The following is a 26732-nucleotide window of genomic DNA, read 5'->3' as shown; positions in this document are numbered from 1 at the left end:
ACGGCTAAGGGTGAAAGAGTAGGGCTTCCGGGATTACTTGGACATCCACTGGATGATGGCCTGGTAATCCTCGGCGCTGCAGTCGGTGCACAGGCCGCGAGGCGGCATCGCGTTGAAACCGTTGGTCACGTGTTGCACCAGCGTGTCCATGCCCTTGTCCAGGCGCGGTTTCCACGCGGCGGCATCGCCCTTCTTCGGCGCCATCGGCAACTGGCCACTGTGGCAGGCGCCACAGGCTCGGTTGAACACGGCTTCCGGATCCTGGGCGGCCTGGGCGCTGGAGGCCAGCGCGGCAACGATGGCTGCGAACAGCAGTTTCTTCATGATTGTCCTCATCGTCAGGGAACGTTCGCGTTCTAAATGCGCGAACTTCTGGAGTTCCCGTGGCGCCCGACCCTGGGGGATAAAGCGCACACAAAATCCGCGGCATTATATACTTCCAATGCCGAAACGGAAACGAGCCCGCTCCCCGCGACACCTGGTCGCACCCCTCTGCGAATATGCCCATGCCCCCCATGAACCCTGCGAAAAACCCGATTCTCGGCCTGTGCCAACAGGCCACGTTCCTCATCAGCGCCGCCAAGGTGAACCAGTGCCCGGAAGACACCGGCCTGGAAGTCGCCTTCGCCGGCCGCTCCAATGCGGGCAAGTCCAGCGCGCTGAACGCCCTGACCCACGCGAACCTGGCGCGCACCTCCAAGACCCCGGGCCGCACCCAGTTACTGAACTTCTTCCGCCTGGATGACGAGCGCCGGCTGGTCGACCTGCCCGGCTACGGCTACGCCAAGGTGCCGATTCCGCTGAAACTGCACTGGCAGCAGCACCTGGAGGCTTACCTGAGCAGCCGCAACGCCCTGGCCGGCGTGGTGCTGCTGATGGACATCCGCCATCCGCTGACCGATTTCGACCGCCTGATGCTGGACTGGGCCCAGGCCAGCCAGTTGCCGATCCACGTGCTGCTGACCAAGGCCGACAAGCTCGCGTTCGGCGCGGCGAAGAACGCGCTGCTGAAAGTGCGCAAGGAAATCCAGCAGGGCTGGGGCGACGTGGCCACCCTGCAGCTGTTCTCCGCCCCCAAGCGTCAGGGCGTGGAAGAGGCGCAGATGGTCCTGGCCGGCTGGCTGGGGCTGCTGGATGACGAGGAGGAAGAGGTGGGCGAGGAAGCCGAAGGCTGAATCGCAGGCAAAAAAAACCCCGAGCTTCGTATGGGGAGGGGGAAGTTCGGGGTTTAAGTCCGGACCGCTAGGGCGGGGTCCAGTAATCTGCCAACACTAAACACTGCAAAGGAGCATCGAAGGGCTTCACCAGCCATTCACGTGTTCTGACTGGGGCGTTTGCGGGAAAGTTCAGCAGGCCCCGAAAATATTTTTCGCAAGGCCCGGAACGACCGCTCATCGGTCTACCGAGAGGCCCGCCACCCGGGCCCCTCGACCGTTCGTCAGTGTGCCTCGTCCCAGTTCGCACCCACCCCGGCTTCGACCACCAGCGGCACATCCAGCTCCGCCGCGCCGCTCATCAGCGGCCGGATGGTGTTGCTGACCTGCTCCACCTGGTCCTCGCGAACCTCCAGCACCAGTTCGTCGTGTACCTGGAGAATCACGCGGGCGTCGATCCCGCTGTCCTGCAGCCAGTTATCCACAGCCACCATGGCGCGTTTCATGATGTCCGCGGCGGTGCCCTGCATCGGCGCGTTGATCGCGGTGCGCTCGGCGGCCTTGCGCATGGCGGCGTTCTTCGAGCCGATTTCCGGCAGATACAGGCGGCGGCCGAACAGCGTCTCGACGAAGCCCTGCTCGGCGGCCTGGGCACGGGTGCGCTCCATGTAGGCCAGCACGCCGGGATAGCGGGCGAAGTAGCGGTCGATATAGGCCTGCGCCTCTTTACGCTCGACGCCGATCTGCTTGGCCAGTCCGAAGGCGCTCATGCCGTAGATCAGGCCGAAGTTGATCGCCTTGGCGCTGCGGCGCTGGTCGGAGGTGACCTCCTCCAGGGGCACGCCGAACACTTCGGCGGCAGTGGCGCGGTGCACGTCGCGGTCGTGGCGGAAGGCGTCCAGCAGGCCTTCGTCCTTGGCCAGGTGGGCCATGATGCGCAGTTCGATCTGCGAGTAGTCCGCCGCCAGCAGCTTGTAGCCCTTGGGCGCGACGAAGGCCTGGCGGATGCGCCGCCCCTCGGCAGTACGGATCGGGATGTTCTGCAGGTTCGGGTCGCTGGAGGACAGCCGGCCGGTGGCCGCCACGGCCTGGTGGTAACTGGTGTGGATGCGCCCAGTGCGCGGGTTGATCTGCTCCGGCAGCTTGTCGGTGTAGGTGCTCTTGAGCTTGCTCAGGGAGCGGTACTGCATGATCACCTTGGGCAACTCGTAATCCTGCTCGGCGAGATCGGCGAGGACGTTCTCGGCGGTAGACGGCTGGCCGGTAGCGGTCTTGGCCAGCACCGGCAGGCCGAGCTTCTCATAAAGGATGGCGCCGAGCTGCTTGGGCGAGCCAAGGTTGAACTCCTGCCCGGCCAGGTCATAGGCCTTGCGCTCCAGCTCGACCATCTTCTCGCCCAGCTCGACGCTCTGCCTGCCCAGCAGATTGGCGTCGACCAGCGCGCCATTGCGCTCGATGCGCGCCAGTACCGGCACCAGCGGCATCTCGATCTCGGTCAGGACCTTCTCCAGCGACGGAATGGCCTGCAACTTGGCCCACAGGGTCTGGTGCAGACGCAGGGTCACATCGGCATCCTCGGCCGCGTAGGGGCCGGCCTGCTCGATGGCGATCTGGTCGAAGGTCAACTGCTTGGCGCCCTTGCCGGCGATGTCCTCGAAGCGGATGGTGCTGTGGCCGAGGTACTTGAGCGCCAGGCTGTCCATGTCGTGACGGGTCGCGGTGGAGTCCAGCACGTAGGATTCGAGCATGGTGTCGAAGGCGATGCCCTGCACGGCGATGGGCGTCGAAGCGTTGGCCAGGACGTTCATGTCGTACTTGGCGTGCTGGCCGACCTTGCGCTTCTTCGGGTCCTCCAGCAACGGCTTGAGGGCCTTGAGCACGGTGTCACGGTCCAGTTGCGCCGGCACGCCCATGTAGCTGTGCGCCAGCGGCACGTAGGCGGCCTCGCCTTCGGTGACGGCGAAGGACACGCCCACCACCTGCGCCTGCTGCGGGTCGAGGCTGGTGGTCTCGGTGTCGAAGGCGATCAGGTCGGCGGCTTCGAGCTTCTTCAGCCAGGCATCGAATTCGGCCTGTTCCAGCACGGTGTCGTATTTCGCGGTGGCCTGGACGGACACCGCTTCGACGTCGCCGCCGCCCTCTTCCTTGGCCTCGCGCAGCAGGTCGTCCAGCCAGTTCTTGAATTCCAGCTCGCGGTACAGGCCGATCAGCGCCTCGCGCTGCGGCTCGCCCGGGTGCAGCCCATCGAGGTCGACGTCCAGTTCGACGTCGGTCTTGATGGTGGCCAGCTCATAGGACAGGAAAGCCATCTCGCGATGCTCCTCCAGCTTGGCCGGCAGGCCCTTGGCGCCGCGGATCGGCAGCTCGGGCACCTTGTCCAGGCTGGAATACAGCACGTCGAGGCCGCCGCCAACGCCCACCAGCAGGCCCAGCGCGGTTTTCTCGCCCACCCCGGGCACGCCCGGAATGTTGTCCACCTTGTCGCCCATCAGCGCGAGGTAGTCGATGATCAGCTCAGGACCGACACCGAATTTCTCTTTTACGCCATCGGGGTCGAGCACGCTTCCGGTCATGGTGTTGACCAAAGTAATGTGCCCGTCGACCAGTTGCGCCATGTCCTTGTCACCGGTCGAGATCACCACCGCTCGCCCCGCCGCGGCGCTGCGCCGGGCCAGGGTGCCGATCACGTCGTCTGCCTCCACGCCTTCCACGCACAGCAGCGGCAGGCCCAGCGCCCGCACGCTGGCGTGCAGCGGTTCGACCTGAACGCGCAGCTCGTCCGGCATCGACGGGCGATTGGCCTTGTACTCGGCGAACAGCGCATCGCGGAACGTCGGGCCCTTGGCGTCGAACACCACCGCGAAGGGGCTGTCGGGGTACTGCTTGCGCAGGCTCTTGAGCATGTTCAGCACGCCCTTCACCGCGCCCGTGGGCATGCCGGTGGAGGTTGTCAGCGGCGGCAGGGCATGGAAGGCGCGATACAGGTAGGACGAGCCGTCCACGAGGACGAGGGGTGCTTGGCTCATGAGGGGAATCAACCTTTTCAGAAGGGCTCGGGCTAAACTGTCCGTAGCCAATTCGACAAAGGGACAAGGTTATCATGCGTACGTTGAACCGCCTGTTGCTCGCCGCTCTGCTGGGTCTTGGCGCGACTTCCGTCATGGCGGCGGACGATGCCCCGACGCCGGAGCCGGATGTAACCATCCGCCAGGAAGGCGACAAGACCATCCAGGAATACCGTGTGAACGGTTTCCTCTACGCCATCAAGGTCACGCCCAAGCACGGCAAGCCGTACTTCCTGGTGCGCCAGGACGGCAGCGACGGCAACTTCATCCGCTCGGACCAACCAGACAAGCTGATTCCACAGTGGCAGATCTTCAGCTGGTAACCCTTTCCATCCACGACGCTCCAGAGGATTGAGCATGTCGGTATTCACACCTCTGGAACGTCCGGTTCTCGAAGACTTCCTCGCCCCCTACGGCCTCGGTCGCCTGCACGACTTCCGCGGTATCGCCGAGGGCTCGGAAAACAGCAACTTCTTCGTCAGCCTGGAGCAGGGCGAATTCGTCCTGACCCTGGTCGAACGCGGCCCGGTGCAGGAAATGCCGTTCTTCATCGAACTGCTCGACGTCCTGCACGAAGCCGACCTGCCGGTGCCCTATGCCCTGCGCACGAAGGATGGCGAGGCGCTGCGCCAGCTCGAAGGCAAGCCGGCATTGCTGCAACCGCGCCTGCCGGGCCGCCACGAGCGGACGCCGAACAACCACCATTGCCGGGAAGTCGGCGACCTGCTGGCGCGCCTGCACCTGGCGACGCGCGGGCGCATCATCGAGCGCCCCAGCGACCGTGGCCTGAGCTGGATGCTGCATGAAGGCCAGGCCTTCCAGTCGCACCTGTCCGGCCATGCCGCCGACCTCCTGGCCGATGCGCTGGAAGAAATCGCCCGCCTGCTCGCCGAGCAGCCAGCACTGCCGCGCGCCAACCTGCATGCCGACCTCTTCCGCGACAACGTGCTGTTCGACGGCCCGCACCTGGCCGGGCTGATCGACTTCTACAACGCCTGCTCGGGCTGGATGCTCTACGACCTGGCGATCGCCGTGAACGACTGGTGCTCCAGCGAAGACGGCGCCCTCGACGGCCCGCGCGCCCGCGCGTTGCTGGCGGCCTATGCGGCCAAGCGGCCGTTCACCGCGCTGGAGGCCGAACTGTGGCCGGAGATGCTGCGGGTGGCCTGCGTGCGCTTCTGGCTGTCGCGGCTGATCGCCGCCGAGGCCTTTGCCGGGCAGGACGTGCTGATCCACGATCCGAGCGAGTTCGAGCGGCGGCTGGAGAAGCGGCAGAAGGTGGAGATTCATCTACCGTTTGCGCTGTAAGGAGCCAGGGTATTCACAGTCACCCCGTGGAGCGGGTCGCTCTCAGGCGAGTTGACCCTACGGCTTCGTGGTCTGGACAACGGGCAGGCCAAATCCGTCGAGCTCGGTTTTCGTCAGGGTACTCTTGAGGTCAACGGGGTCTATTCGCACCAGCCCCATCCGCAACCCAAAGGGCCTGAAGACAGCCTCCAGGGTGGCCAGCGTCGGATTGCCATCCCCATGTTCCAGGTGATTGAGTGCCCGCATGGAAATCTTGCACATGCGCGCGAAAGTGGCCTGCTTCATCCCGGTAACCTCTACGCGCAACCGCTTCACGGCGCCGCCAAGATCGAGGCTTCCATCGGCCACTGCCGCGCTTATGGCGCGAATCAACTCATCGCGCTCGTCCAGTGTCAGGTCCTTCATAGCAACCCCCACTCCTTCAGCCGCGCATCGAGGTCGTTGAGCGGAAGAGTCCGCGCACGCCGGACGTCGTCGGGAAGTCCAGTCAGCAGGTCCGGCAGCGCCCTGAATTTTGCCGCGATGCCACGCAACGCCTCGAAGACTTCGTCTCCTGTGACGCTGTCCGCATGGCTGCGACAGGCCGCTCGCCAATCCGGAGCGCCGCGCTCTTCATGATCCCACTTGGTGACTCGGGTAACCCCTTCGGGGTCGAGCACCATCGGCGCCAGGTCGTAGATAGGCGCGAGGCGAAGCCTGCCGCCGTCCCGCAGGATCGCCGTGTTGCGACCATGGTTGTCGGAGTTGCCAAGCACCCTGTTCAGCAGGTCCCGAGCGATGTAGTCGACGCGCAGGTCGAAGAGCTGGTCGGTCTGTCCCGCTTCACACCAGAGCGTGAGCAGTCTATGCAGGACATCCTCGTGGCGCATGAAGGAGCCCGGCTCGGCATTGCCGCAGATCGAGTAGATCGACTCGACGGCGTGGCGCTGTATGCCGTGCTCCGTGATCCGCCGGTCGAACCGTGGCATCCACAGGCTGGGATTGTGTTCTCCGTCGTCTTCGAGGGCCATGCCCTGGGTCGAGATCGTCTCCATCCCCAGCGCGGTGATCGCCTGGTAGTAGTGGAACTCACTGCGCAGGATGTCCTTGTCGCGCGGTGCCGCGCGGTTCCTGGCGAACTTCACGAACCAGTGCTGGCGCACCTGGGCGTCGTCAAGCACGGCATCGGCATACAGGCGGCCGTCCTCCGCTTCCACCAGCAACAGCTTTGGCGCCTCGCCACCCGCGCCTGTCGCGCCGCCGATGGCGGCGCCCTGCTCGTAGGCGTACTCCAGGAATTCGCTGTTGCGCTGCACGACCTCTCGCCGGTCGAAGCCCATCACCCGGCCTTCGCGCAGGTATCCCAGCGACTCCTTGATGCGCAGGTGGCCAACGGGCGAAGGCGTGCAGCGCTCCAGCAGATACAGCTCCAGCCCGATGTCATCGGGCTTGCTGGCGGCGAAGCGCTTCTTCAGCGAGCGGAACGCAGCGCCAGCGGGCATCACGTCGTGGATAAAAGCCGGGTAGCCGCGGCTATAGCCGACATTCAGGCCGAGGCGTTGGCAAACGCTCACCGATTGCTCGAAGGGCGAGTTCAGCTCATCGATATGGCTGACCACGTAGTCCGTCAGATACCCCGAGGTGCAGCGGGTATCGCCGGGATTCAGCGGGTCCTGGAAGGTCAGGGTGAAGGCGTCCTGCCAAACCCCGTTCACGAAACACTGGACGGTGAGGGTTCGTGGCATGGGCAGATGGGCCAAATTTGCAATTTGATGCAATTCAACCTAAAGCATTCGATCTGAAATTGCAATTTGATGCAAATCTCGAAGAGGCTTTACATCATTTTTTGCAATTTAATGCAATAATCCGTACTGAAGCAACTCGCGGATTGCACTCTAGTGCAATCCGCTCAACGCAACTCATGCAGAAGCAAAGGTCAGGCCTGGGGACGAGAATTCCCGCCGTTGTTCCAATGTCCACGTTGGCCCGGCCATCCATGGCCAGGCGTTCTCGGGGCGACGCATGCGTCGCAGAGCCTTCCGCTCACCCACACTTGGAATGCCCACAGTTCAGGCAGGTGGCGCAGCCATCCATCTGCACCACCGCCAGGGTGTTGCACTTGCCGCACAGCTGGGCGCCCGGGGGGAAGCCTTCGCCGGGCTCGGCCTTGTTGGTGCCCTGCGCCGCTTCATAGGCCGCGCGCTTCTCGGCCAGGTACAGGCGCTGTTCCTCGTCGAGCTGCGGACCTTCCATCAGGCCGATGGCGACCAGATGGCGCTCCACCACAGCACCGATCTCAGCCACGATGGACGGCATGTAGACGCCGCCGCGCTTGAGATAGCCGCCACGCGGGTCGAACACGGCCTTCATCTCCTCCACCAGGAAGGTGCAGTCGCCGCCCTTGCGGAACACTGCCGACATGATGCGAGTGAGCGCGACGATCCACTGGAAGTGGTCCATGTTCTTCGAGTTGATGAAGATCTCGAAGGGCCGGCGCTGCTCGTAGGGGGTGTCCGGATTGAGCACCATGTCGTTGATGGTCACGTACAGCGCGTGCTCGAACAGCGGCGACTTGATCTTGTAGGTGGCGCCCACCAGCATCTCCGGCCGCTGCAGGGTCTCGTCCATCTTCACCACGGCGGCGGCCGCGGCGGCCTCGGCGCGGGCCTTTTCCTCGGCCACGTCCACCACCTGGAAGCCTTTGATCTTCTGGTTGATCTTGACACTCATGACGTCTCTCCAGGGGTATCAGTACTTGCCGTAATAGCCTTCTTTCAGGGCGTCGAAGAGGTTGGCGGCGGTATGGATCTCGCCGTCGTACTCCACTTCCTCGTTGCCCTTGAGCTCCACCACGCTGCCGTCTTCCAGCTCGAAGCGGTACACCGTCTTCTCCAGGTCAGCCTCCTTCACCAATACGCCCTGGAAGGCCGCCGGGTTGAAGCGGAAGGTGGTGCAGCCCTTCAGGCCCTGGCGCCAGGCATAGAGGTAGATGTCCTTGAAGTCCTCGAACGGGTAGTCGGTGGGTACGTTGGCGGTCTTGGAGATCGACGAGTCGATCCACTTCTGTGCCGCGGCCTGGATGTCCACGTGCTGCTGCGGGGTGATGTCGTCGGCGGTGATGAAGTAGTCCGGCAGACGGTGCTTTTCCTCCTCGGCGTCCGGCACCGCGTGGTTGTCCACCTGGGCGCGGTAGGCCAGCAGTTCGTAGCTGTAGACCGAAATCTTCTCCTTGGTCTTGCGCCCGGCGCGGATCAGGTTGCGCGAGTAGTGATGGGCGAAGCTCGGCTCGATGCCGTTGGAGGCGTTGTTGGCCAGGCTCAGGCTGATGGTGCCGGTGGGCGCGATGGAGCTGTGATGGGTGAAGCGAGCGCCCTGCTCAGCGAGCTCCTCCACCAGTTGCGGCGCGTACTCGGCGACCCGCTGCATGTAGCGCGAGTACTTCGCGTGAAGCACCCGGCCGGCAACCTTGTCGCCGACCTTGTAGCCATCGTCGACCATCTCCGGACGTTTGCGCAGCATCTCGGCGGTCACTTCGTAGTCCTGCGCGAGAGCCGGCGCCGGGCCCTTCTCGCGGGACAGCTCCAGGGCCACTTCCCAGCCGACCAGGGCCATCTCGCGCGCCACTTCCTCGGTGAACACGCAGGCTTCCGGGCTGCCGTAGCGCAGCTTGAGCAGGGTCAGCGCCGAGCCGAGCCCCAGGAAGCCCATGCCGTGGCGGCGCTTGCCGAGGATTTCCGCGCGCTGCTGCTCCAGTGGCAGGCCGTTGATCTCCACCACGTTATCGAGCATGCGGGTGAACACGCGGACCACCTCGCGGAACCGCTCCCAGTCGAAGCGCGCGTTCTCGCCGAAGGGATCATTCACGAAGCAGGTCAGGTTCACCGAGCCCAGCAGGCAGGAACCGTAGGGCGGCAGCGGCTGCTCGCCGCAGGGGTTGGTGGCGCGGATGGCCTCGCACCACCAGTTGTTGTTCAGCTCGTTGACCCGGTCGATGAGGATGAAGCCCGGCTCGGCGTAGTCGTAGGTGGAGACCATGATCATGTCCCACAGGTGCCGCGCCTTGACCCGGCCGTAGACCTTGCAGGCCACGCGGCCGTCCTCGCCCACCAGGTAGTCATCGTGTATCGGCCAGTCGCGCCAGACCACCTGCTCGGCGTCCTCCAGGTCGACCTCGTCGTGCTCCTTCTGGTGGATCGGGAACACCAGCGGCCAGTCTTCGTCGTTCTCCACCGCGGCCATGAAGCCGTCGGTAATCAGCAGGCTGAGGTTGAACTGGCGCAGGCGGCCATCCTCGCGCTTGGCGCGGATGAACTCGCGCACGTCCGGGTGGCTGACGTCGAAGGTGCCCATCTGCGCGCCGCGCCGCCCCCCGGCGGAGCTCACGGTGAAGCACATCTTGTCGTAGATATCCATGAACGACAGCGGCCCGCTGGTGTGCGCACCGGCGCCGGAGACGTAGGCGCCACGCGGGCGCAGGGTGCTGAATTCGTAGCCGATACCGCAGCCGGCCTTGAGCGTCAGCCCGGCCTCGTGGACCTTCTGCAGGATGTCGTCCATGGAGTCGCGGATGATCCCGGAGACGGTGCAGTTGATGGTCGAGGTGGCGGGCTTGTGTCCCTGGGCGCCGGCGTTGGAGATGATCCGCCCGGCCGGGATGGCGCCGTTGCGCAAGGCCCAGAGGAAGCGCTCGTACCAGTGTTCGCGCAGCGCCTTGTTCGCCTCGACGCCGGCCAGGGCGCGGGCGACCCGTTGCCAGGTCTCGTCGACGCTGCCGTCGATGGGTTTGCCGCTCTTGTGCTTCAAGCGGTATTTGCTGTCCCAGATATCCTGCGAAGCGGGTTGCAGGGCGAGGACTCCTTGGTCTGCGCCGCGGGGGCGCGCATCGGTCTTGGCCATCCGGTAAATAACCTCCTGGCAGTTGGGTGGCAGGCACAACGGAGCGCGAGTAAACCCAATATGTGGGAGCCAAAAACTGACAGGCATCAATATGTAGTACCGGCTACCCATAAAGACAGACAATAGCCGGTTGACCGACAGACGCAGCGATGGGTCCGGAATTCCAGACGATCGGCAGGCTTGGGGGCAGGAGGGGAGGGTTTTCGGAGGGGGTGGGTGCGACGATCAGGCGCGGGAATGCGCCCCTAGGAGCGGACCTTGTCCGCGATTTTTCCGGACGCGGGTTCTGCGGTGGCTTACGAAGAGCCCCTCACCCTAACCCTCTCCCAGAGGGAGAGGGGACTGTCCGCAGCAGGGTGGCACCACAGCATCAGCCGGCACAATCGGCTCCCTCTCCCATTGGGAGAGGGCCGGGGTGAGGGGATACCCCAGGCAGAGGAAATTCCCGGGAAGCCCGGATCAGAGCTTCTCCAGACACCCTGCGAACTCACCCGCCAGGTTGCCCAGCAGGTTCTCGTAGCCCTGGGCATCCACCTTCACGCCCACACCCAGGTCATCCAGCTCGGCCAGGCGCACCGGCAAGCCCTGGCTCAAGGTATCGGCCAGGCGCGGGCGCAGCGGCGGCTCGCTGAAGATGCAGGACGGCCCGGCCTTCTGCAGTTGCGCACGCATGGCAGCCACATGGCGGGCCCCCGGCTGCACGTCGGCGGACACCGCGAATACCCCGGTATGACGCAGGCCGTAGGCCTCCTCGAAGTAGTCGAAGGCTTCGTGGAAGACGAAGAACGGCTTGCCCTTGAGCGGATCGATACGCTGCTTCAGGCGCGCATCGAGCGTCTCCATGCGCTCATCGAAAGCCTTCAGGTTGGCCTGGTAGCGGCTGGCGTTGGCCGGATCGGCGATGGCCAGGTCCTCGGCCATGCGCGCGGCAATCACCTGGGCGTTGGCCGGCAGTAGCCAGAGGTGGGCGTCGATCATGCCGGGGCGATGGTCGTGGTCATGGCCAATCTCGTCATGGTCTGGGGCGTCATCGTGGTCCGGATGGTTGGACCCGCTGAAATCGGCGAACTTGCGCAAGTGCATGCCGGCCTGGTCCTGCACGGCGACGCTCGGGCCCTTGCGGCTTTCCAGCACCTTGGGCAGGAAGTTCTCCAGGTCCGGGCCGACCCAGTAGAACAGCTGAGCGTCGCGCACCCGGCGGATATCGGACGGGCGCAGCGAGTAGCTGTGCGGCGAGGCACCCGGCGGCAGCAGCACGTCCGGCGTGCCTTCGCCGTCCTGGATGGCGGCGGCGATCAGCTGCAACGGCTTGATGCTGGTCAGCACGCTGACCTCGGCGCGCACGGGAAGGCTGAGCAGCAGCGCGCAAGCGGCGGTCAGCAGGGCGACGGGACGGAAGGACACGGCGGTACTCACACAGGGGGGAGATGAAAGAGTAATATAATAACGTCTCTACACAAGAGCGTCGCCGCCGCATGTACAAGATCGCCCCCAAGACTCCCCTCGCCTGCCGCCCGCATGACCACGCCAATTGCGTGGCCAGCGCCCTGGCCGACGCCGATGCGCTGTGCGCGCGCCAGGGCGTGCGCCTGACCGAACTGCGCCGGCGCGTGCTGGAGCTGGTCTGGGCGAGTCACAAGCCGCTGGGCGCCTACGACATCCTCGCCGTGCTGAGCGAGGAAGACGGTCGCAAGGCCGCGCCGCCAACGGTCTACCGCGCGCTGGACTTCCTCCTGGAAAACGGCCTGGTGCACCGCATCGCCTCGCTCAACGCCTTCATCGGCTGCGCCCACCCCGAACACGCCCACGAAGGCCAGTTCCTGATCTGCCGCGCCTGCAAGACCGCCATCGAGCTGGAACAGCCGGCGATCAGCGAGGCCATCGTCACCGGCGCCAAGAGCGTCGGCTTCGCCGTAGAAACCCAGACCGTCGAAGTGGTCGGCCTCTGCGGCGCCTGCGCCCCCGGCAAGCGGGAGGCCTGATGAGCGACGCCCTGATCCGCCTGCAAGGCGTCGGCGTCAGCTACGCAGGCCAAGCGGTGCTGCAGAACGTCGACCTGACCATCGCCCCCGGCGAGATCGTCACCCTGATCGGCCCCAACGGCGCCGGCAAGACGACCCTGGTGCGCAGCGTGCTCGGCCTGCTCAAGCCCGATACCGGCAGCGTCTGGCGGGCGCCCAAGCTGTCCATCGGCTACATGCCGCAGAAGCTCCACGTCGACCCGACCCTGCCGCTCACCGTGCTGCGCTTCCTGCGCCTGGTGCCCGGCGTGCAACGCTCCCAGGCGCTGGATGCGCTGAAGGAAGTCGGCGCGGCACACGTTATCGACAAGCCGCTGCAAAGCGTCTCCGGCGGCGAACTGCAACGCGTTCTGCTGGCCCGCGCCCTGCTGCGCAAGCCGGAGCTGCTGGTGCTCGACGAACCCGTACAGGGTGTCGACGTTGCCGGCCAGGCCGAGCTGTACCGCCTGATCGGCCGCCTGCGCGACCGCCTCGGCTGCGGCGTGCTGATGGTTTCCCACGACCTGCACCTGGTGATGAGCGCCACCGACAAGGTGGTCTGCCTGAATCGCCACGTCTGCTGCTCCGGCCATCCGGAACAGGTCAGCGGCGACCCTGCCTTCGTCGAGCTGTTCGGCCAGGACGCCCGCAGCCTCGCCGTCTATCACCACCACCACGACCATTCCCACGACCTGCACGGCGAGGTGGTGAAACCCGCCTTCCCCGCCGGCACGCGCTTCACTCCGGTCCACCAGCACGGCCCCGACTGCAACCATGGCTGATTTCCTGCTCAACGCCCTCCTCGCCGGGCTGGCCCTGGCGCTGGTCGCCGGGCCCCTGGGGTCGTTCGTCGTCTGGCGACGCATGGCCTATTTCGGCGACACCCTGTCCCACGCCGCCCTGCTCGGCGTCGCCCTCGGCTTCCTGCTGGACGTCAGCCCGACGCTGGCGGTGACCGTCGGCTGCGTGCTGCTCGCCGTACTGCTGGTCACCCTGCAACAGCGCCAGCCGCTGGCCGCCGATACCCTGCTGGGCATCCTCGCCCACAGCACGCTGTCCCTGGGCCTGGTAACCCTGAGCTTCATGAAGGAAGTGCGCGTCGACCTGATGGCCTACCTGTTCGGCGACCTGCTCGCCGTCAGCCAGACCGACCTGCTGTGGATAGTCGCCGGCAGCGCCCTGGTGCTGGGGCTGATCTGCTGGCTGTGGCGGCCGCTGCTGGCGATCACCGTGCACGAGGAACTGGCGCGGGTCGAAGGCCTGCCCGTTACCGCCATCCGCCTGGCGCTGATGCTACTGATCGCCATCGTCATCGCCGTGGCCATGAAGATCGTCGGCGTGCTGCTTATCACCTCGCTGCTGATCATTCCCGCCGCAGCCGCCCAACGGCATGCGCGCAGCCCTGAACAAATGGCCTTCGGCGCCAGTCTGATTGGATTGGTGGCGGTGTGCGCCGGGCTCTCGCTGTCCTGGTTCAAGGACACCCCCGCCGGCCCCTCCATCGTGGTCAGCGCGGCGGCCCTGTTCCTGCTGAGTTTTGTCCTGCCACGCCGTACGGTGTAGAATTTGGCGATTTTTTGATCAAAAGAGACCCTGACGCATGAAGTCGTTCGTCATCCGCCTGTTCTCGCTGATGGCTCTGGCGCTGGCCCTCACCGCCTGCCAGAGCACTGCGAGCAACCCGGCCAGCAGCAGTGGCTTCGAAACCGAACTGGCCGCCGGCCGTCTGGAATCCGCGCAACTCAAGCTCGGCTCCGAGCAGGAGACCGCCACCCAGCTCGCCGAGCGCCGCCAGCGCCTGGCAGACGCCTACCTGGAGCGCAGCCGCACGGCGCTGCAGAACGGCGACGTCAACGGCGCCACCGCGGCCCTGACCCGCGCCCGCTCACTGATGCCCCGCGCGCCCGGCGTCGCCGCCGATGTCAGCGGCCTGCAGAAGCCCGCCGTGCCGGTTGCCCCGGCTGCCCAGCCGAACTGCACGCCGTAATCCCCCACGGGCGCCCGTTCGCGGCGCCCTTTATTCTCTTTTGTTCTGCGCTTATCTGAACAAAGATTAATCAGCCATAAAAAAGCAGGTTAAAATGCGCGGTTTTGGCTGACCGCCTACGCTCGTTGCCTACGCCTGTTCATCCAACGGCCCCGGCAGCGAGCGGCGCCTCCTCGTACCCACAAGGTTCGCTAAGTGATCGAATTCCACGACGTCCACAAGACCTATCGCGTCGCCGGACGCGATATCCCGGCCCTGCAGCCGACCCGCCTGACCATCGAGGGCGGCCAGGTCTTCGGCCTGATCGGCCATTCCGGCGCCGGTAAAAGCACCCTGCTGCGCCTGATCAACCGCCTGGAAGAGCCCAGCGGCGGGCGCATCGTCATCGACGGCGAAGACATCACCGCCCTGGACGCCGACGGCCTGCGCCGCTTCCGCCAGCGCGTCGGGATGATCTTCCAGCACTTCAACCTGCTGGCCTCCAAGACCGTCGCCGACAACATCGCCATGCCGATGAAGCTCGCCGGCACCTACAGCGCCGCCGAAATCACCGCGCGGGTGGACGAACTGCTCGAACGCGTCGGCCTCAAGGACCACGCCCGCAAGTACCCGGCGCAGCTCTCCGGCGGCCAGAAGCAGCGTGTCGGCATCGCCCGTGCGCTGGCCTGCCGACCGAAGATCCTGCTCTGCGACGAGGCCACCAGCGCGCTGGACCCGCAGACCACCGGCCAGGTCCTGCAACTGCTGGCGGAGATCAACCGCGAGCTGAAGCTGACCATCGTCCTGATCACCCACGAGATGGACGTGATCCGTCGCGTCTGCGACCAGGTGGCGGTGATGGACGCCGGCACCATCGTCGAACAGGGCGACGTCGCCGACGTGTTCCTGCACCCGCAGCACGAAACCACCCGCCGCTTTGTCTTCGAAGCCGAGCGCGTGGACGAGGACGAGCAGCACGACGACTTCGCCCACGTGCCGGGCCGCATCCTGCGTCTGACCTTCCGCGGCGAGGCGACCTACGCGCCGCTGCTGGGCACCGTCGCGCGCCAGACCGGCGTGGACTACAGCATCCTCGCGGGGCGTATCGACCGCATCAAGGACCAGCCCTACGGCCAGCTCACCCTGTCCCTGGTGGGCGGTGATATTGAAGCCGCGATGGCGCAGCTGAACGCCGCCGAAGTCCATGTCGAGGTGCTGCGCGCATGAACGAGTTCTTTGTAAACATCGACTGGTCCGAGATCCTCCAGGCCAGCATCGACACCTTCTGGATGCTCGGCGGTTCGCTGCTGTTCACCATCGTTCTGGGCCTGCCGCTGGGCGTGCTGCTGTTCCTCACCGGGCCCAAGCAGATGTTCGAGAACCGCGCGGTGTATGCCCTGCTGTCCTTCGTTGTGAACGTATTGCGCTCGCTGCCGTTCATCATCCTGCTGATCGTGATGATCCCCTTCACCGTGCTGATCACCGGCACCTCGCTGGGCGTCGCCGGCGCCATCCCGCCGCTGGTGGTGGGCGCCACGCCGTTCTTCGCGCGCCTGGTGGAAACCGCGCTGCGCGAGGTGGACAAGGGCATCATCGAGGCCACCCAGGCAATGGGCGCCAGCACCCGCCAGATCATCTGGAACGCCCTGCTGCCCGAGGCCCGTCCGGGCATCATCGCCGCCATCACCGTCACCGCCATCACCCTGGTGTCCTACACCGCGATGGCCGGCGTGGTGGGTGCGGGCGGCCTGGGTGACCTGGCCATCCGCTTCGGCTACCAGCGCTTCCAGACCGACGTGATGGTGGTCACCGTGGTGATGCTGCTGGTGCTCGTACAGATTCTGCAGACCGTCGGCGACAAGCTGGTGGTCCACTTCTCCCGCAAGTAACCGACTGGCCCGCCGGACGCGGGCTTTCTTAGGAGCCAACAATGAAAAAACTGCTCGCTGCTTTCGCCGCTGCCGCAGCCTTCTCCGCCCCGCTGGCCCAGGCCGCCGACAGCCTGACCGTCGCCGCCACCCCGGTGCCGCACGCCGAGATCCTCAACTTCGTCAAACCCATCCTGGCCAAGGAAGGGGTTGAGCTGAAAGTGAAGGAATTCACCGACTACGTGCAGCCCAACACCCAGGTTGCCGAGAAGCGCCTGGACGCCAACTTCTTCCAGCACCAGCCGTACCTGGATGAGTTCAACAAGTCCAAGGGCACCCACCTGGTGGCCGTCACCGGCGTGCACATCGAGCCGCTGGGTGCCTACTCCACCAAGTTCAAGAAGCTCGACGAGCTGCCCTCCGGCGCCACCGTGGTCATCCCCAACGACGCCACCAACGGCGGCCGCGCCCTGCTGCTGCTGGACAAGGCCGGTGTGATCAAGCTGAAAGACAACAAGTCCATCACCGCCACCCCGAAGGACATCGTCGAGAACCCGAAGAACATCAAGGTGCGTGAGCTGGAAGCGGCCACCCTGCCGCGCGTGCTGACCCAGGTCGACCTGGCCCTGATCAACACCAACTACGCCCTGGAAGCCAAGCTGAACCCCACCCAGGACGCCCTGGCCATCGAAGGTTCCGACTCGCCCTACGTGAACATCCTGGTTGCCCGCCCGGACAACAAGGACAGCGCCGCCATGCAGAAGCTGGCCGCCGCCCTGCACAGCCCCGAGGTGAAGCAGTTCATCCTCGAGAAGTACAAGGGTGCCGTGGTCCCGGCGTTCTGATCGCCGCGAGCCTGAGGCTCTGGAAAAGCCCGGTCAATGACCGGGCTTTTTCGTTTCTGGCGCCCTGCTTTCCGGCTTTTGGGGCTTTTTGATTTTCGTAGGAGCGAGCTTGCTCGCGAACCCGCCCAGCTCGGCGCGACCGGCAAACACTGTTCGCGAGCAAGCTCGCTCCTACAGACAGGCTCTATCACGCAGTTCTGAGCCGTTTTTCACCAGCCTTCCCCGCATACTTTCCATGCGGCAAAGGCATCGGTTTTTTGCCACTTCCCGCAATCCCGCGCACGGCGTGGCCTGTAGCGGTCCAGCAAAAACTAATAGTTCAAAAAGTTATTTCAATAACAAAAATAATCACTTCAAGAGCTAAGACGATCCGCCAATCATGCAGGTCCGTTTCAAGCGCGACGCAGAGCCGCGCAGACCTGCAAGGAGATCGTTCATGGCCCAACCCCAGCATGCCCTCGCGCCGGATGCCTTCCTGCGCCACGTGCCCGGCGGCGACCTGGTCGATCTCGGCCGCCCGTTGCGCCACGCGCTGGAGCTGGGCCGCCATGTGCCGGCGAAAGCCCGCACCCTCGGTCGCCGCGAAGCGGTGCTGCTCGGTCTGTTCGCCCTGACGCTGCACGGCGCGGTGATCTACTGGCTGAGCCAGCAGCCCACGCCGAAGCTGCCGGAGGTACCGCCGCAGGTGCCGCCGATGACCATCGAATTCACTGCGCCCACCCCGCCGGTAGTCGAACCGCCGCCACCCGAGCCGATCCCCGAACCCGTGGTGCAGGAGCCGCCACCCCCGGTGGTGGACGAGAACGCGGTGAAACCACCGCCGCCCAAGCCAATCCCCAAACCCAAGCCGAACCCCGTCGCCAAGCCCAAACCCGTGCCCAAGCCGGTCGAGCAGCCCGCGCCGCCCAAGGCCGAAACCCCGCCGCCGCAACCGGCACCACCCGCTCCGCCAGCGCCGGCTCCGGCCCCGCTGACGCCGCCCTCGGCCAGCGCCGGTTACCTGAAGAACCCGGCGCCGGAATATCCGCCACTGGCCCAGCGCCGTGGCTGGGAAGGCACCGTGCTGCTGCGTGTGCATGTGCTGGCCAGCGGCAGCCCGAGCGAGATCCAGGTGCAGAAGAGCAGCGGCCGCGACGCCCTGGACGATGCCGCGGTGCGCGCGGTGAAACGCTGGAGCTTCGTCCCCGCCAAGCGCGGCGACGTGGCCCAGGACGGCTGGGTCAGCGTGCCCATCGATTTCAAATTGCATTGATTCCATTTGCCCAGATCAGCCGCACGAGAATCGCGGAAGGAGAACACCCATGAGTCTGCCCCTGAACCCCCTGGAATCCGTCGAAGGCGCAGTCATCTGGCTGCTGGTCGGCTTCTCCGTCGTCACCTGGGCCCTGGCCCTGGTGAAAGGCGTCCAGTTCACCCGCCAGAAGTCCCAGGACAAGCGCTTCCAGAAGCAGTTCTGGAGCGCCACCAGCCTCGAATCCGCCGGTGACCAGGCCGCCGGCAAGCCCGGCGCCGGCGCCCGCGTGGCCCAGGCCGGTTTCGCTGCAATCCAGGTGCAGGACCACGGCCAACCGGACCTTGCCCAATCGATCAACCACCAGGACCGCCTCGAACGCGCCCTGCGCCAGCAGATCCAGCGCGAGCGCCGTTCCCTGGAATCGGGCCTGGCGGTGCTCGCCTCGATCGGCTCCACCTCACCCTTCATCGGCCTGTTCGGCACCGTGTGGGGGATCATGGAAGCGCTCAAGGGCATCAGCGCGGCGGGCTCGGCGAGCCTGGAAACCGTCGCAGGCCCTATCGGCAGCGCACTGATCGCCACCGGGGTGGGTATCGCCGTCGCCGTGCCGGCGGTGCTGGTCTACAACTACTTCCTCCGTCGCCTGAAGCTCACCGCGGCCGACCTCGACGACTTCGCCCACGACTTCTACAGCCTCGCGCAGAAGAGCGCCTTCCGCGTCGTCGCCCTGCCCACCGCCGCGCGCAAACCCAGCACCGGCGCCAGTGTGAAGGAGGCGAGCTGACATGGCCTTCTCGACCCAGGACAGCGACGAGGTTCTCTCCGAGATCAACGTGACCCCGCTGGTGGACGTGATGCTGGTGCTGCTGGTGGTCTTCATCGTCACCGCGCCGCTGCTGACCAACGCCATCCCGATCAACCTGCCCAAGACCGAGGCGGTCGCCCCGCCGGAGCAGAAGGACCCGCTGGTGGTGAGCATCGACGGCGCCGGCAAGTGGTTCATCAACAAGGACGAGATCCAGCCGGACCTGCTGCAGAGCAATCTGGCGGCGGCCAAGGCGAAAGATGCCGAACTGCGCGTGCAGTTGCAGGCGGACGAAGGGGTGAACTACGGCCAGGTGGCCAAGGCCATGGCCTCCATCGAGAAGGCCGGAATCACCAAACTGGCGGTGATCACCGCGCGTTGAGGAAGCTGTAAAACCCTTGAAATAGAGCGGGTGTACAACGGGTCTTCCACAACGCAACAGGCTTCAAGGTCGCTCACCCATTACTCAGGCAGGGGTGAGCGGCCTTTTTTTATTCCCGCTCCGACCTCCACCAAGACGTAGGGCGTATAACGCTCCGCGTTATACGCCGATTGACCTTGGCCCCACGGCACTCCAGGTTCGCCTTGGAGCAGCCGATAAGACGAGATGTATCGGCGTACAACCGCGAACGGTTGTACGCCCTACGCCCGCCGTTCGTCGTCATCCCCGCTCCGGCGATATCCCTTTGCCCATCAGGGCCTTCCGCGCCTCGCGCGCTTACACTAAGTTGATGACAGTCAGGAGACCTGAGGGGTACCGCATGACATCGTCTCCCGCCCTGGATGGCCCGTTCTATCCGCCGACACTGGGGGTGCCGGAACGCTTCACACCACAACAACTGCGCGCCTCGCTCGACATCACCATGGGCGAACACGGCGCCGGTCCCGTCTGGCTGTTCGCCTACGGCTCGCTGATCTGGCGGCCGGAGTTCCCGGTGGCCGAAGCCCGCCGCGCGCGGGTGCACGGCTACCATCGCGGTCTCTACCTGTGGTCCCTCACCCACCGCGGCACGCCGGAAGCGCCGGGCCTGGTGCTCGGTCTCGACCGGGGCGGCTCCTGCTCCGGCTTCGCCTTCCGCCTGCCGGAAGAAAACCTCGACGCCAACCTCTACGCGCTCTGGGAACGGGAGATGCCCTACGCCTCCTACCGCCCGGAGTGGCTGAGCTGCCGCCTGGACGACGGCACCCGCGTGCGCGCCCTGGGCTTCGTCCTCGAACGCCACCTGCCCACTTACGCCGGCTCCCTGCCCGACAGCATCTTCCAGCACGTGCTGGACAGCGCCCAGGGTCACTTCGGCACCACCCGCGACTATGTCGAGCAGACCGCCAAGGCCCTGCGTGACTACGCCATGCCCGACCTCAACCTGGAAGGCATCCTGGCGCGCTGCTGCCCACTGCGCCGAGCGCAGGAATAAGCCCTTATAGCCATTCGTTTAGCAGAAATATTGCATAAGCAAAGAATTTCTTATTCCTTAACGAATATTAAAACCCTCCCTAGAATGCCTTCTCATGACGATTCGAGAGGGCCGCTCCATGCGCAACGAACGCATCCGCTACCTGATCGTGCCGGGCTGGCACGGATCCGAGGACGCCCATTGGCAGAGCCACTGGCAGCGCGCCCTGCCCAATGCCGCGCGGGTACAGCAGCGTGACTGGATCACCCCGCAGCGCGCCGACTGGGTCGCCGAACTGGACCGCGAGATTCGCCGCGAGCCGGGTCGCGTGGTGCTGATCGCCCACAGCCTGGGCTGCGTCACCGTCGCCGCCTGGGCCGCCCGCGCCGATCGCCGCGTCCTGGCGCAGGTCTCCGGTGCCCTGCTGGTCGCCCCGGCGGACGTGGAGCGGGAAACCTGCCACGAAGCCCTGCGCAACTTCGCGCCGATCGCCCGCGAGGCGCTGCCTTTCCCGGCCGTGCTGGTGGGTTCGGACAACGACTCAGCCTGCAGCCCGCAGCGGGCCCTGATCCTCGGCCGCACCTGGGGCGCCGAGACGGTGATCCTGCCGTCCGCCGGCCACATCAACGTGAAATCCGGGCATGGCGCCTGGGAAGCCGGCTACCGCCACCTGTACCGCCTGCAGTACCTGATCGACCAGCAGTCGCGCCAGCGCGCCTGAACCCTGACTCAGGACAGGGCGAGCGCGTTGTCTGCACCGCGCCTATCCCCTCTTGGCGCGGATTCGGCTAGGGTGAGACGACGCCCCCGCCGGAGACCGCCATGCCACCGTTGCACGACCTGTCCGCCGTCGAACTGCTCGCCCTGTATCGCTCGCACCAGCTTTCGCCGGTGGAGTACCTCAACCACCTGATCGCCCATATCGAGCGCTGGGAGCCACAGCTCTGCGCGCTCTACGCCTTCGACCCGCAGCGCGCGCTGGAACAGGCGCGGCGCTCCGAGGCGCGTTGGATACGCTGCGCCCCCTGCGGCGAACTGGACGGCGTGCCAGTGACCATCAAGGAACTGATCGCCACCCGCGGCGACCCGATCCCCCTGGGCAGCGCCGCCACCCTGCTGCAACCGGCCAACGCCGACGCACCGCCCGCCGCGCGGATGTTCGAAGCCGGCGCCATCCTGCTGGGCAAGACCACGGTGCCGGACTACGGCATGCTCTCCTCCGGGCTTTCCAGCTTCCACAAGCTGGCGCGCAACCCCTGGGACCTGCGCATGAACCCGGGCGGCTCCAGCGCCGGCGCGGCCTCCGCCGCTGCGGCGGGCTACGGGCCGTTGCACATCGGCACCGACATCGGCGGATCGGTGCGCCTGCCCGCCGGCTGGTGCGGCCTGGTCGGCTTCAAGCCGAGCCTAGGGCGCATTCCCATCGATCCTTACTACACCGGACGCTGCGCCGGGCCGATGACCCGTACCCTGGACGATGCGGCGCTGATGATGCAGCACCTGTCCCGTCCCGACTGGCGCGACGCCACCGCCCTGCCGCCGGCCGACCTCGACTGGCACGTCCAGTCCGCCGACGTGCGCGGCCTGCGCATCGGCCTGCAGCTCGACCCCGGCTGCGGCCTGCAACCCGAGCCCGAGGTGCGCGCCGCCGTGGAAGCCGCCGCACGACGCTTCGCCGAGGCCGGTGCGGAGATCATCGAGGTACGGCCGATCCTCGATGGCGCGGTGCTGGAAGGGCTGGACCGGTTCTGGCGCGCCCGCCTGTGGGCCGACCTGGAAAACCTCCCGGCCGAGCGCCAGGCCAAGGTGCTGCCGTACATCTTCCAATGGGCCGAAGGCGGCGCGGCGGTCTCCGGCGCCGAAGCGGTGCGCGGCTTCAACTGTACCTTCGAGATGCGCAGGCGCGCCGCCGAGCAGTTCCACACCGTCGACTTCCTGCTTTCGCCGACCAACCAGGTGGCGGCCTTCCCGGCCGAGTTCGCCTCGCCCAGCAACGACCCGGCGCGACCCTTCGAGCACATCGGCTTCACCGTGCCGTGGAACATGTCCGAGCAGCCGGCACTCTCGATCAACTGCGATTTCACCGCCGAGGGGATGCCCATAGGCTTGCAGATCGTCGGCCCGCGCTTCGCCGATATCGAGGTACTGCGCCTGGGCAAGGCCTGGGAGCGCTGGCGCGGCCCGGTGCCGCATTGGCCGCAGCCGCCGGGCACCAACTAAGCTCAGGACACACGCCGACCACAAGGATTCGATCGCGCGCCCATGCAGTATTCCTCCTACATCACCCACCTGCTGGTACTGATCCAGATACTGGGTGTCATCGCCGCGGTGCACGCCGTACTCACCGTGCGCACGGCCCAGGGCGCCATCGCCTGGGCCACCTCGCTGGTGTTCATGCCACTGCTGACCCTGGTGCCCTACCTGGTGTTCGGCCGCAGCCGCTTCGATGCCTACATCGGCGCGCGCCGTCAGGCCAACGAGGAGATGCACGTGGCCGCCGCCGAGCTGGACTGGCGGCCCTGGGTCGAGGAAGCCCTGGCGGCGCGCCAATACGACGGCTACAAGGGGCTCAAGGCGATGGTCGGGCTGGCGCGCATGCCGACCCTGGCGAACAACCATGTGCGCCTGCTGGTGAACGGCAAGGCGTCGTTCGAGGCCATCTTCGAAGCCATCTCCGCGGCGAAGCAGGTGGTGCTGGTGCAGTTCTTCATCATCCGCGACGACGCTCTCGGCCAGCGCCTGGCGCAACTGCTGCTGGAGCGCGCGGCCAACGGTGTGGATGTGTTCCTGCTCTACGACGGCATCGGCAGTCACGCCCTGCCCGGCCGCTACATCGACAAGCTGCGCAATGGCGGGGTGCAGGTGCATGCGTTCAGCACCGGCAGCGGGATGATCAACCGCTTCCAGGTGAACTTCCGCAACCACCGCAAGATCGTGGTGGTCGACGGCGTGCGCGGTTTCGTCGGCGGGCACAACGTCGGCGTCGAATACCTCGGCGAGAAGCCGCCGTTGTCGCCCTGGCGCGACACCCACATCGAACTGCGCGGCCCGGCGGTAGCCTGCCTGCAGGAGTGCTTCGCCGAGGACTGGTACTGGGCCAGCCACACGTTGCCGACGCTGATCCTGCCCAAGGCCTATGAAGACTCGGGGATGCTCTGCCAGGTGGTGCCCAGCGGCCCGGCCGACCCGCAGGAGACCTGCTCGCTGTTCTTCGTCGAGGCGATCAACGCGGCGGTGGAACGCATCTGGATCACCACGCCGTACTTCGTGCCCGACGAGGCGGTGGCCGCCGCGCTGCGCCTGGCAGTGCTGCGCGGGGTGGACGTGCGCATCCTGCTGCCGTCACGGCCCGACCACAAGACGGTGTACGCCGCCTCCAGCCTGTACGCGCTGGACGCCGTGCGCGCCGGTTTGCGCATCTTCCGCTACCAGCCCGGGTTCCTGCACCAGAAGGTGCTGCTGATCGACCACGACACGGCAGCGGTGGGCAGCGCCAACCTGGACAACCGTTCGTTCCGCCTGAACTTCGAGATCATGGTGGTGACGGTCGACGAAGGATTCGCCCAGGAGGTGGAGCGCATGCTGGAGGCGGACTTCGAACAATCGGTGGAGATGAACCTGGACGACCGCAAGCGCCTGCACCGGTTGCAGCAGTTGGGGATGCGAGTGGCGCGGTTGGTGTCGCCGATTCTCTGAAGCTTTGGGTGAGGCGATGTTCGCGAGCAAGCTCGCTCCTACGAAGAGCAGACCGCGCCTCCCCCTGTAGGAGCGAGGTTGCTCGCGAACGCTTTCCCCGCACAAAAGAAAACGCCCGGCTCACTCTCGTGAACCGGGCGTCTTTCTAGCACTGGACCATCAGGCCGGCGCGGAGGTGCGGATCAGGTGGTCGAAGGCAGAGAGCGACGCCTTGGCGCCTTCGCCGACCGCGATCACGATCTGCTTGTACGGCACGGTGGTCACGTCACCGGCGGCGAAGATGCCCGGCAGCGAGGTTTCGCCGCGAGCGTCGACGATGATCTCGCCACGCGGGGTCAGCTCCAGGGTGCCCTTGAGCCATTCGCTGTTGGGCAGCAGGCCGATCTGCACGAAGATGCCTTCCAGGTCGATGGACTTGAACTCTTCCGAGTTGCGGTCCTTGTAGACCAGGCCGGTGACCTTCTGGCCGTCGCCTTTCACTTCGCTGGTCAGCGCGCTGGTGATCACTTCCACGTTCGGCAGGCTGAACAGCTTGCGTTGCAGCACGGCGTCGGCGCGCAGCTTGCTGTCGAACTCCAGCAGGGTCACGTGGCTGACGATACCGGCCAGGTCGATAGCCGCCTCGACGCCGGAGTTGCCGCCGCCGATCACCGCCACGCGCTTGCCCTTGAACAGCGGGCCGTCGCAGTGCGGGCAGAAGCACACGCCCTTGGCCTTGTATTCCTTCTCGCCCGGCACGCCCATTTCGCGCCAGCGGGCGCCGGTGGCCAGGATCACGGACTTGGCCTTGAGGCTGCCGCCGCCCTCGAACTGCACTTCGTGCAGCTCACCGGCGGTCTTGGCCGGGATCAGCGCGCTGGCGCGCTGCAGGTTCATGATGTCCACGTCGTAGTGCTTGACGTGTTCTTCCAGCTGGCGAGCCAGTTTCGGGCCTTCGGTCTCGGTCACCGAGATGAAGTTCTCGATGGCCATGGTGTCCAGCACCTGACCGCCGAAACGCTCGGCGGCAACGCCGGTGCGGATGCCCTTACGGGCGGCGTAGATGGCAGCAGCGGCGCCAGCCGGGCCACCGCCGACGACCAGCACGTCGAACTCTTCCTTGGCCGACAGCTTCTCGGCTTCGCGAGCGGCGGCGCCGGTGTCGATCTTGGCGAGGATTTCTTCAACGCCCATGCGGCCCTGGCCGAACACTTCGCCGTTGAGGTAGATGCTCGGCACAGCCATCACCTGGCGACGCTCGACCTCTTCCTGGAACAGCGCACCGTCGATGGCGACGTGGCGGATGTTCGGGTTGAGCACGGCCATCAGGTTCAGCGCCTGCACCACGTCCGGGCAGTTCTGGCAGGACAGCGAGAAATAGGTTTCGAACTCGAACGAACCCTGGATGCCCTTGATCTGCTCGATCACGTCGGCTTCGAGCTTGGACGGGTGGCCGCCGACCTGCAGCAGCGCCAGCACCAGGGAGGTGAATTCGTGGCCCATGGGGATGCCGGCGAAAGCCAGGCCGATGTTCGCCCCCGGGCGGTTCAGCGCGAAGGACGGCTTGCGCTCGTCGCTGCCATCTTCACGCAGGGTGATCTTGTCGGTCAGGCCGACGATTTCGTGCAGCAGTTCGCTCAGTTCGCGGGATTTTTCGCCGTCATCCAGGGACGCAACGATCTCGAACGGCTGCGTGACCCTTTCCAGGTAGGCCTTCAACTGAGTTTTAAGAGTGGCGTCCAACATGATTCGACTTCCTTTGAAATTTGGGCAAAAGGGTTCCCCGGCGCGTCCCTCGGGACCGCCCTACGCACGCTTTTGGCTTAGGTAGGGAGGATGCCGGTAGGCATCCTCGGGGTACTGCGAAAACGGATTGGGAAGCGTCGTGAGCAGACGCCCGGAAGTTGCGCGGCAGGAGCCGCCGCGCAACCGCTTCCCGACCGTTTTTAGATCTTGCCGACCAGGTCCAGGGAAGGAGCCAGGGTCTTCTCGCCTTCTTTCCACTTGGCCGGGCAGACTTCGCCCGGGTGAGCGGCGGTGTACTGGGCAGCTTTCAGCTTGCGCAGGGTTTCGCCGACGTCACGAGCGATCTCGTTGGAGTGGATTTCGACGGTCTTGATCACGCCTTCCGGGTTGATCACGAAGGTGCCGCGCAGGGCCAGGCCTTCTTCCGGGATGTGCACGCCGAAAGCGTTGGTCAGTTGGTGGGTCGGGTCGCCGATCAGCGGGAACTGAGCCTTGCCCACGGCCGGGGAGGTTTCGTGCCACACCTTGTGGGAGAAGTGGGTGTCGGTGGTAACGATGTAAACCTCGGTGCCAGCGTCACGGAAAGCGGAGTAGTTGTTGGCCGCGTCTTCGATCTCGGTCGGGCAGTTGAAGGTGAAGGCTGCCGGCATGAAGATCAGAACCGACCAGTGGCCCTTGAGGGACTCTTCGGTGACTTCGATGAACTTGCCGTTATGGAAAGCGTTGACCTTGAACGGTTGAACTTGGGTGTTGATCAGGTTCATTAGGCAATTCCTCGTAGAGAGTTGTCGTTTAAT

General features: G+C 65.7%; 26 protein-coding genes. 17 read left to right on the top strand and 9 right to left on the bottom strand.

From position 1 onward, the window contains the following. Positions 1-33: 33 nt before the first annotated feature. Positions 34-324, bottom strand: a complete 291-nt coding sequence (locus tag O6P39_RS00945) for a c-type cytochrome (RefSeq protein ID WP_152219061.1) — start codon at positions 322-324, stop codon at positions 34-36. Positions 325-515: 191 nt separating this feature from the next. Here O6P39_RS00945 and yihA point away from each other — a divergent pair, with 191 nt between their 5' ends. After that, positions 516-1175: a ribosome biogenesis GTP-binding protein YihA/YsxC gene (yihA, locus tag O6P39_RS00940; RefSeq protein ID WP_275609626.1), complete on the top strand. Its 660-nt coding sequence runs from the start codon at positions 516-518 to the stop codon at positions 1173-1175. 263 nt (positions 1176-1438) lie between these two features. Here the strand turns inward: yihA and polA are convergent, their stop codons facing one another. Further along, a complete protein-coding gene (gene polA, locus O6P39_RS00935) occupies positions 1439-4180 on the bottom strand; it encodes a DNA polymerase I (RefSeq protein WP_275609625.1) in 2742 nt (913 codons plus the stop codon). Positions 4181-4254: 74 nt separating this feature from the next. On the opposite strand from polA, the gene O6P39_RS00930 reads away from it, so the two are divergent. Continuing rightward, on the top strand, positions 4255-4542 hold the full coding sequence (locus O6P39_RS00930; protein WP_275609624.1) for a DUF2782 domain-containing protein: 288 nt from the start codon (positions 4255-4257) through the stop codon (positions 4540-4542). 34 nt (positions 4543-4576) lie between these two features. Continuing rightward, complete coding sequence (locus O6P39_RS00925) at positions 4577-5527, top strand: homoserine kinase (protein ID WP_275609623.1); 951 nt, start codon at positions 4577-4579, stop codon at positions 5525-5527. A gap of 57 nt (positions 5528-5584) precedes the next feature. On the opposite strand, the gene O6P39_RS00920 is transcribed toward O6P39_RS00925, so the two are convergent. The 5 genes from O6P39_RS00920 to znuA form a co-directional block, all read right to left on the bottom strand. Further along, a complete protein-coding gene (locus O6P39_RS00920) occupies positions 5585-5932 on the bottom strand; it encodes a helix-turn-helix transcriptional regulator (protein ID WP_275609622.1) in 348 nt (115 codons plus the stop codon). Continuing rightward, the gene (locus tag O6P39_RS00915; RefSeq protein WP_275609621.1) at positions 5929-7251 is read right to left on the bottom strand and encodes a HipA domain-containing protein; all 1323 of its coding nucleotides are present in this window, start codon (positions 7249-7251) and stop codon (positions 5929-5931) included. Before O6P39_RS00915 ends, O6P39_RS00920 begins: the two co-directional genes overlap by 4 nt. A gap of 298 nt (positions 7252-7549) precedes the next feature. Continuing rightward, positions 7550-8236: an NrdJb gene (locus O6P39_RS00910; RefSeq protein ID WP_275609620.1), complete on the bottom strand. Its 687-nt coding sequence runs from the start codon at positions 8234-8236 to the stop codon at positions 7550-7552. 18 nt (positions 8237-8254) lie between these two features. Further along, on the bottom strand, positions 8255-10489 hold the full coding sequence (locus O6P39_RS00905) for an adenosylcobalamin-dependent ribonucleoside-diphosphate reductase (RefSeq protein WP_275609619.1): 2235 nt from the start codon (positions 10487-10489) through the stop codon (positions 8255-8257). A gap of 372 nt (positions 10490-10861) precedes the next feature. After that, positions 10862-11806 (bottom strand): zinc ABC transporter substrate-binding protein ZnuA, encoded by a 945-nt coding sequence (gene znuA / locus O6P39_RS00900; protein WP_275609618.1) that lies wholly within the window; start codon positions 11804-11806, stop codon positions 10862-10864. A 71-nt stretch (positions 11807-11877) separates the two neighbouring features. Here znuA and zur point away from each other — a divergent pair, with 71 nt between their 5' ends. The 14 genes from zur to cls all read left to right on the top strand — a co-directional run bounded on the left by zur (position 11878) and on the right by cls (position 24210). Further along, complete coding sequence (gene zur, locus O6P39_RS00895) at positions 11878-12384, top strand: zinc uptake transcriptional repressor Zur (RefSeq protein WP_275609617.1); 507 nt, start codon at positions 11878-11880, stop codon at positions 12382-12384. Further along, positions 12384-13184, top strand: coding sequence for a zinc ABC transporter ATP-binding protein ZnuC (znuC, locus tag O6P39_RS00890; RefSeq protein ID WP_275609616.1), 801 nt, complete (start codon positions 12384-12386; stop codon positions 13182-13184). The genes zur and znuC overlap by 1 nt, the downstream gene beginning before the upstream one ends. Beyond that, on the top strand, positions 13177-13965 hold the full coding sequence (znuB, locus tag O6P39_RS00885; protein WP_275609615.1) for a zinc ABC transporter permease subunit ZnuB: 789 nt from the start codon (positions 13177-13179) through the stop codon (positions 13963-13965). Before znuC ends, znuB begins: the two co-directional genes overlap by 8 nt. A 37-nt stretch (positions 13966-14002) precedes the next feature. Then, positions 14003-14389 (top strand): hypothetical protein, encoded by a 387-nt coding sequence (locus O6P39_RS00880; protein WP_275609614.1) that lies wholly within the window; start codon positions 14003-14005, stop codon positions 14387-14389. Between the two features lie 195 nt (positions 14390-14584). Further along, a complete protein-coding gene (locus tag O6P39_RS00875; RefSeq protein WP_275609613.1) occupies positions 14585-15595 on the top strand; it encodes a methionine ABC transporter ATP-binding protein in 1011 nt (336 codons plus the stop codon). Next, the gene (locus O6P39_RS00870) at positions 15592-16257 is read left to right on the top strand and encodes a methionine ABC transporter permease (protein WP_275609612.1); all 666 of its coding nucleotides are present in this window, start codon (positions 15592-15594) and stop codon (positions 16255-16257) included. The genes O6P39_RS00875 and O6P39_RS00870 overlap by 4 nt, the downstream gene beginning before the upstream one ends. 41 nt (positions 16258-16298) lie before the next feature. Then, on the top strand, positions 16299-17081 hold the full coding sequence (locus O6P39_RS00865; RefSeq protein ID WP_275609611.1) for a MetQ/NlpA family ABC transporter substrate-binding protein: 783 nt from the start codon (positions 16299-16301) through the stop codon (positions 17079-17081). Between the two features lie 436 nt (positions 17082-17517). Then, positions 17518-18333 carry an energy transducer TonB gene (locus tag O6P39_RS00860; RefSeq protein WP_275609610.1) on the top strand — a complete coding sequence of 272 codons (816 nt, stop codon included), beginning with the start codon at positions 17518-17520 and terminating at the stop codon, positions 18331-18333. A 49-nt stretch (positions 18334-18382) separates the two neighbouring features. Continuing rightward, the gene (locus tag O6P39_RS00855; protein ID WP_275609609.1) at positions 18383-19099 is read left to right on the top strand and encodes a MotA/TolQ/ExbB proton channel family protein; all 717 of its coding nucleotides are present in this window, start codon (positions 18383-18385) and stop codon (positions 19097-19099) included. A gap of 1 nt (position 19100) precedes the next feature. Then, positions 19101-19502 (top strand): biopolymer transporter ExbD, encoded by a 402-nt coding sequence (locus O6P39_RS00850; RefSeq protein ID WP_275609608.1) that lies wholly within the window; start codon positions 19101-19103, stop codon positions 19500-19502. A gap of 379 nt (positions 19503-19881) precedes the next feature. After that, the gene (locus O6P39_RS00845) at positions 19882-20535 is read left to right on the top strand and encodes a gamma-glutamylcyclotransferase (RefSeq protein WP_275609607.1); all 654 of its coding nucleotides are present in this window, start codon (positions 19882-19884) and stop codon (positions 20533-20535) included. A gap of 118 nt (positions 20536-20653) precedes the next feature. Next, positions 20654-21235: an alpha/beta hydrolase gene (locus tag O6P39_RS00840; protein ID WP_275609606.1), complete on the top strand. Its 582-nt coding sequence runs from the start codon at positions 20654-20656 to the stop codon at positions 21233-21235. 101 nt (positions 21236-21336) lie between these two features. Further along, positions 21337-22734, top strand: coding sequence for an amidase (locus tag O6P39_RS00835; RefSeq protein ID WP_275609605.1), 1398 nt, complete (start codon positions 21337-21339; stop codon positions 22732-22734). Between the two features lie 42 nt (positions 22735-22776). Next, positions 22777-24210 carry a cardiolipin synthase gene (cls, locus tag O6P39_RS00830; protein WP_275609604.1) on the top strand — a complete coding sequence of 478 codons (1434 nt, stop codon included), beginning with the start codon at positions 22777-22779 and terminating at the stop codon, positions 24208-24210. Positions 24211-24369: 159 nt separating this feature from the next. Here cls and ahpF read toward each other — a convergent pair whose 3' ends face one another. Together ahpF and ahpC are read right to left on the bottom strand one after the other, a co-directional pair. Next, positions 24370-25935, bottom strand: a complete 1566-nt coding sequence (gene ahpF, locus O6P39_RS00825) for an alkyl hydroperoxide reductase subunit F (RefSeq protein WP_275609603.1) — start codon at positions 25933-25935, stop codon at positions 24370-24372. A gap of 200 nt (positions 25936-26135) precedes the next feature. Further along, positions 26136-26699 (bottom strand): alkyl hydroperoxide reductase subunit C, encoded by a 564-nt coding sequence (gene ahpC / locus O6P39_RS00820; RefSeq protein ID WP_275609602.1) that lies wholly within the window; start codon positions 26697-26699, stop codon positions 26136-26138. Between the last annotated feature and the right edge of the window lie 33 nt (positions 26700-26732).

It is taken from the genome of Pseudomonas sp. PSE14, from assembly GCF_029203285.1.
In the GTDB taxonomy this organism is placed as follows: Bacteria; Pseudomonadota; Gammaproteobacteria; order Pseudomonadales; family Pseudomonadaceae; genus Pseudomonas.
This window is presented reverse-complemented; position numbering and strand designations above follow the sequence as displayed.

Bases quoted from the DNA above. Each gene is read 5' to 3' on its own strand.
- O6P39_RS00945 (WP_152219061.1), bottom strand. From the start codon at position 324: ATGAAGAAACTGCTGTTCGCAGCCATCGTTGCCGCGCTGGCCTCCAGC.
- yihA (WP_275609626.1), top strand. From the start codon at position 516: ATGAACCCTGCGAAAAACCCGATTCTCGGCCTGTGCCAACAGGCCACG.
- polA (WP_275609625.1), bottom strand. From the start codon at position 4,180: ATGAGCCAAGCACCCCTCGTCCTCGTGGACGGCTCGTCCTACCTGTAT.
- O6P39_RS00930 (WP_275609624.1), top strand. From the start codon at position 4,255: ATGCGTACGTTGAACCGCCTGTTGCTCGCCGCTCTGCTGGGTCTTGGC.
- O6P39_RS00925 (WP_275609623.1), top strand. From the start codon at position 4,577: ATGTCGGTATTCACACCTCTGGAACGTCCGGTTCTCGAAGACTTCCTC.
- O6P39_RS00920 (WP_275609622.1), bottom strand. From the start codon at position 5,932: ATGAAGGACCTGACACTGGACGAGCGCGATGAGTTGATTCGCGCCATA.
- O6P39_RS00915 (WP_275609621.1), bottom strand. From the start codon at position 7,251: ATGCCACGAACCCTCACCGTCCAGTGTTTCGTGAACGGGGTTTGGCAG.
- O6P39_RS00910 (WP_275609620.1), bottom strand. From the start codon at position 8,236: ATGAGTGTCAAGATCAACCAGAAGATCAAAGGCTTCCAGGTGGTGGAC.
- O6P39_RS00905 (WP_275609619.1), bottom strand. From the start codon at position 10,489: ATGCCTGTCAGTTTTTGGCTCCCACATATTGGGTTTACTCGCGCTCCG.
- zur (WP_275609617.1), top strand. From the start codon at position 11,878: ATGTACAAGATCGCCCCCAAGACTCCCCTCGCCTGCCGCCCGCATGAC.
- znuC (WP_275609616.1), top strand. From the start codon at position 12,384: ATGAGCGACGCCCTGATCCGCCTGCAAGGCGTCGGCGTCAGCTACGCA.
- znuB (WP_275609615.1), top strand. From the start codon at position 13,177: ATGGCTGATTTCCTGCTCAACGCCCTCCTCGCCGGGCTGGCCCTGGCG.
- O6P39_RS00880 (WP_275609614.1), top strand. From the start codon at position 14,003: ATGAAGTCGTTCGTCATCCGCCTGTTCTCGCTGATGGCTCTGGCGCTG.
- O6P39_RS00870 (WP_275609612.1), top strand. From the start codon at position 15,592: ATGAACGAGTTCTTTGTAAACATCGACTGGTCCGAGATCCTCCAGGCC.
- O6P39_RS00865 (WP_275609611.1), top strand. From the start codon at position 16,299: ATGAAAAAACTGCTCGCTGCTTTCGCCGCTGCCGCAGCCTTCTCCGCC.
- O6P39_RS00860 (WP_275609610.1), top strand. From the start codon at position 17,518: ATGGCCCAACCCCAGCATGCCCTCGCGCCGGATGCCTTCCTGCGCCAC.
- O6P39_RS00855 (WP_275609609.1), top strand. From the start codon at position 18,383: ATGAGTCTGCCCCTGAACCCCCTGGAATCCGTCGAAGGCGCAGTCATC.
- O6P39_RS00850 (WP_275609608.1), top strand. From the start codon at position 19,101: ATGGCCTTCTCGACCCAGGACAGCGACGAGGTTCTCTCCGAGATCAAC.
- O6P39_RS00845 (WP_275609607.1), top strand. From the start codon at position 19,882: ATGACATCGTCTCCCGCCCTGGATGGCCCGTTCTATCCGCCGACACTG.
- O6P39_RS00840 (WP_275609606.1), top strand. From the start codon at position 20,654: ATGCGCAACGAACGCATCCGCTACCTGATCGTGCCGGGCTGGCACGGA.
- O6P39_RS00835 (WP_275609605.1), top strand. From the start codon at position 21,337: ATGCCACCGTTGCACGACCTGTCCGCCGTCGAACTGCTCGCCCTGTAT.
- cls (WP_275609604.1), top strand. From the start codon at position 22,777: ATGCAGTATTCCTCCTACATCACCCACCTGCTGGTACTGATCCAGATA.
- ahpF (WP_275609603.1), bottom strand. From the start codon at position 25,935: ATGTTGGACGCCACTCTTAAAACTCAGTTGAAGGCCTACCTGGAAAGG.
- ahpC (WP_275609602.1), bottom strand. From the start codon at position 26,699: ATGAACCTGATCAACACCCAAGTTCAACCGTTCAAGGTCAACGCTTTC.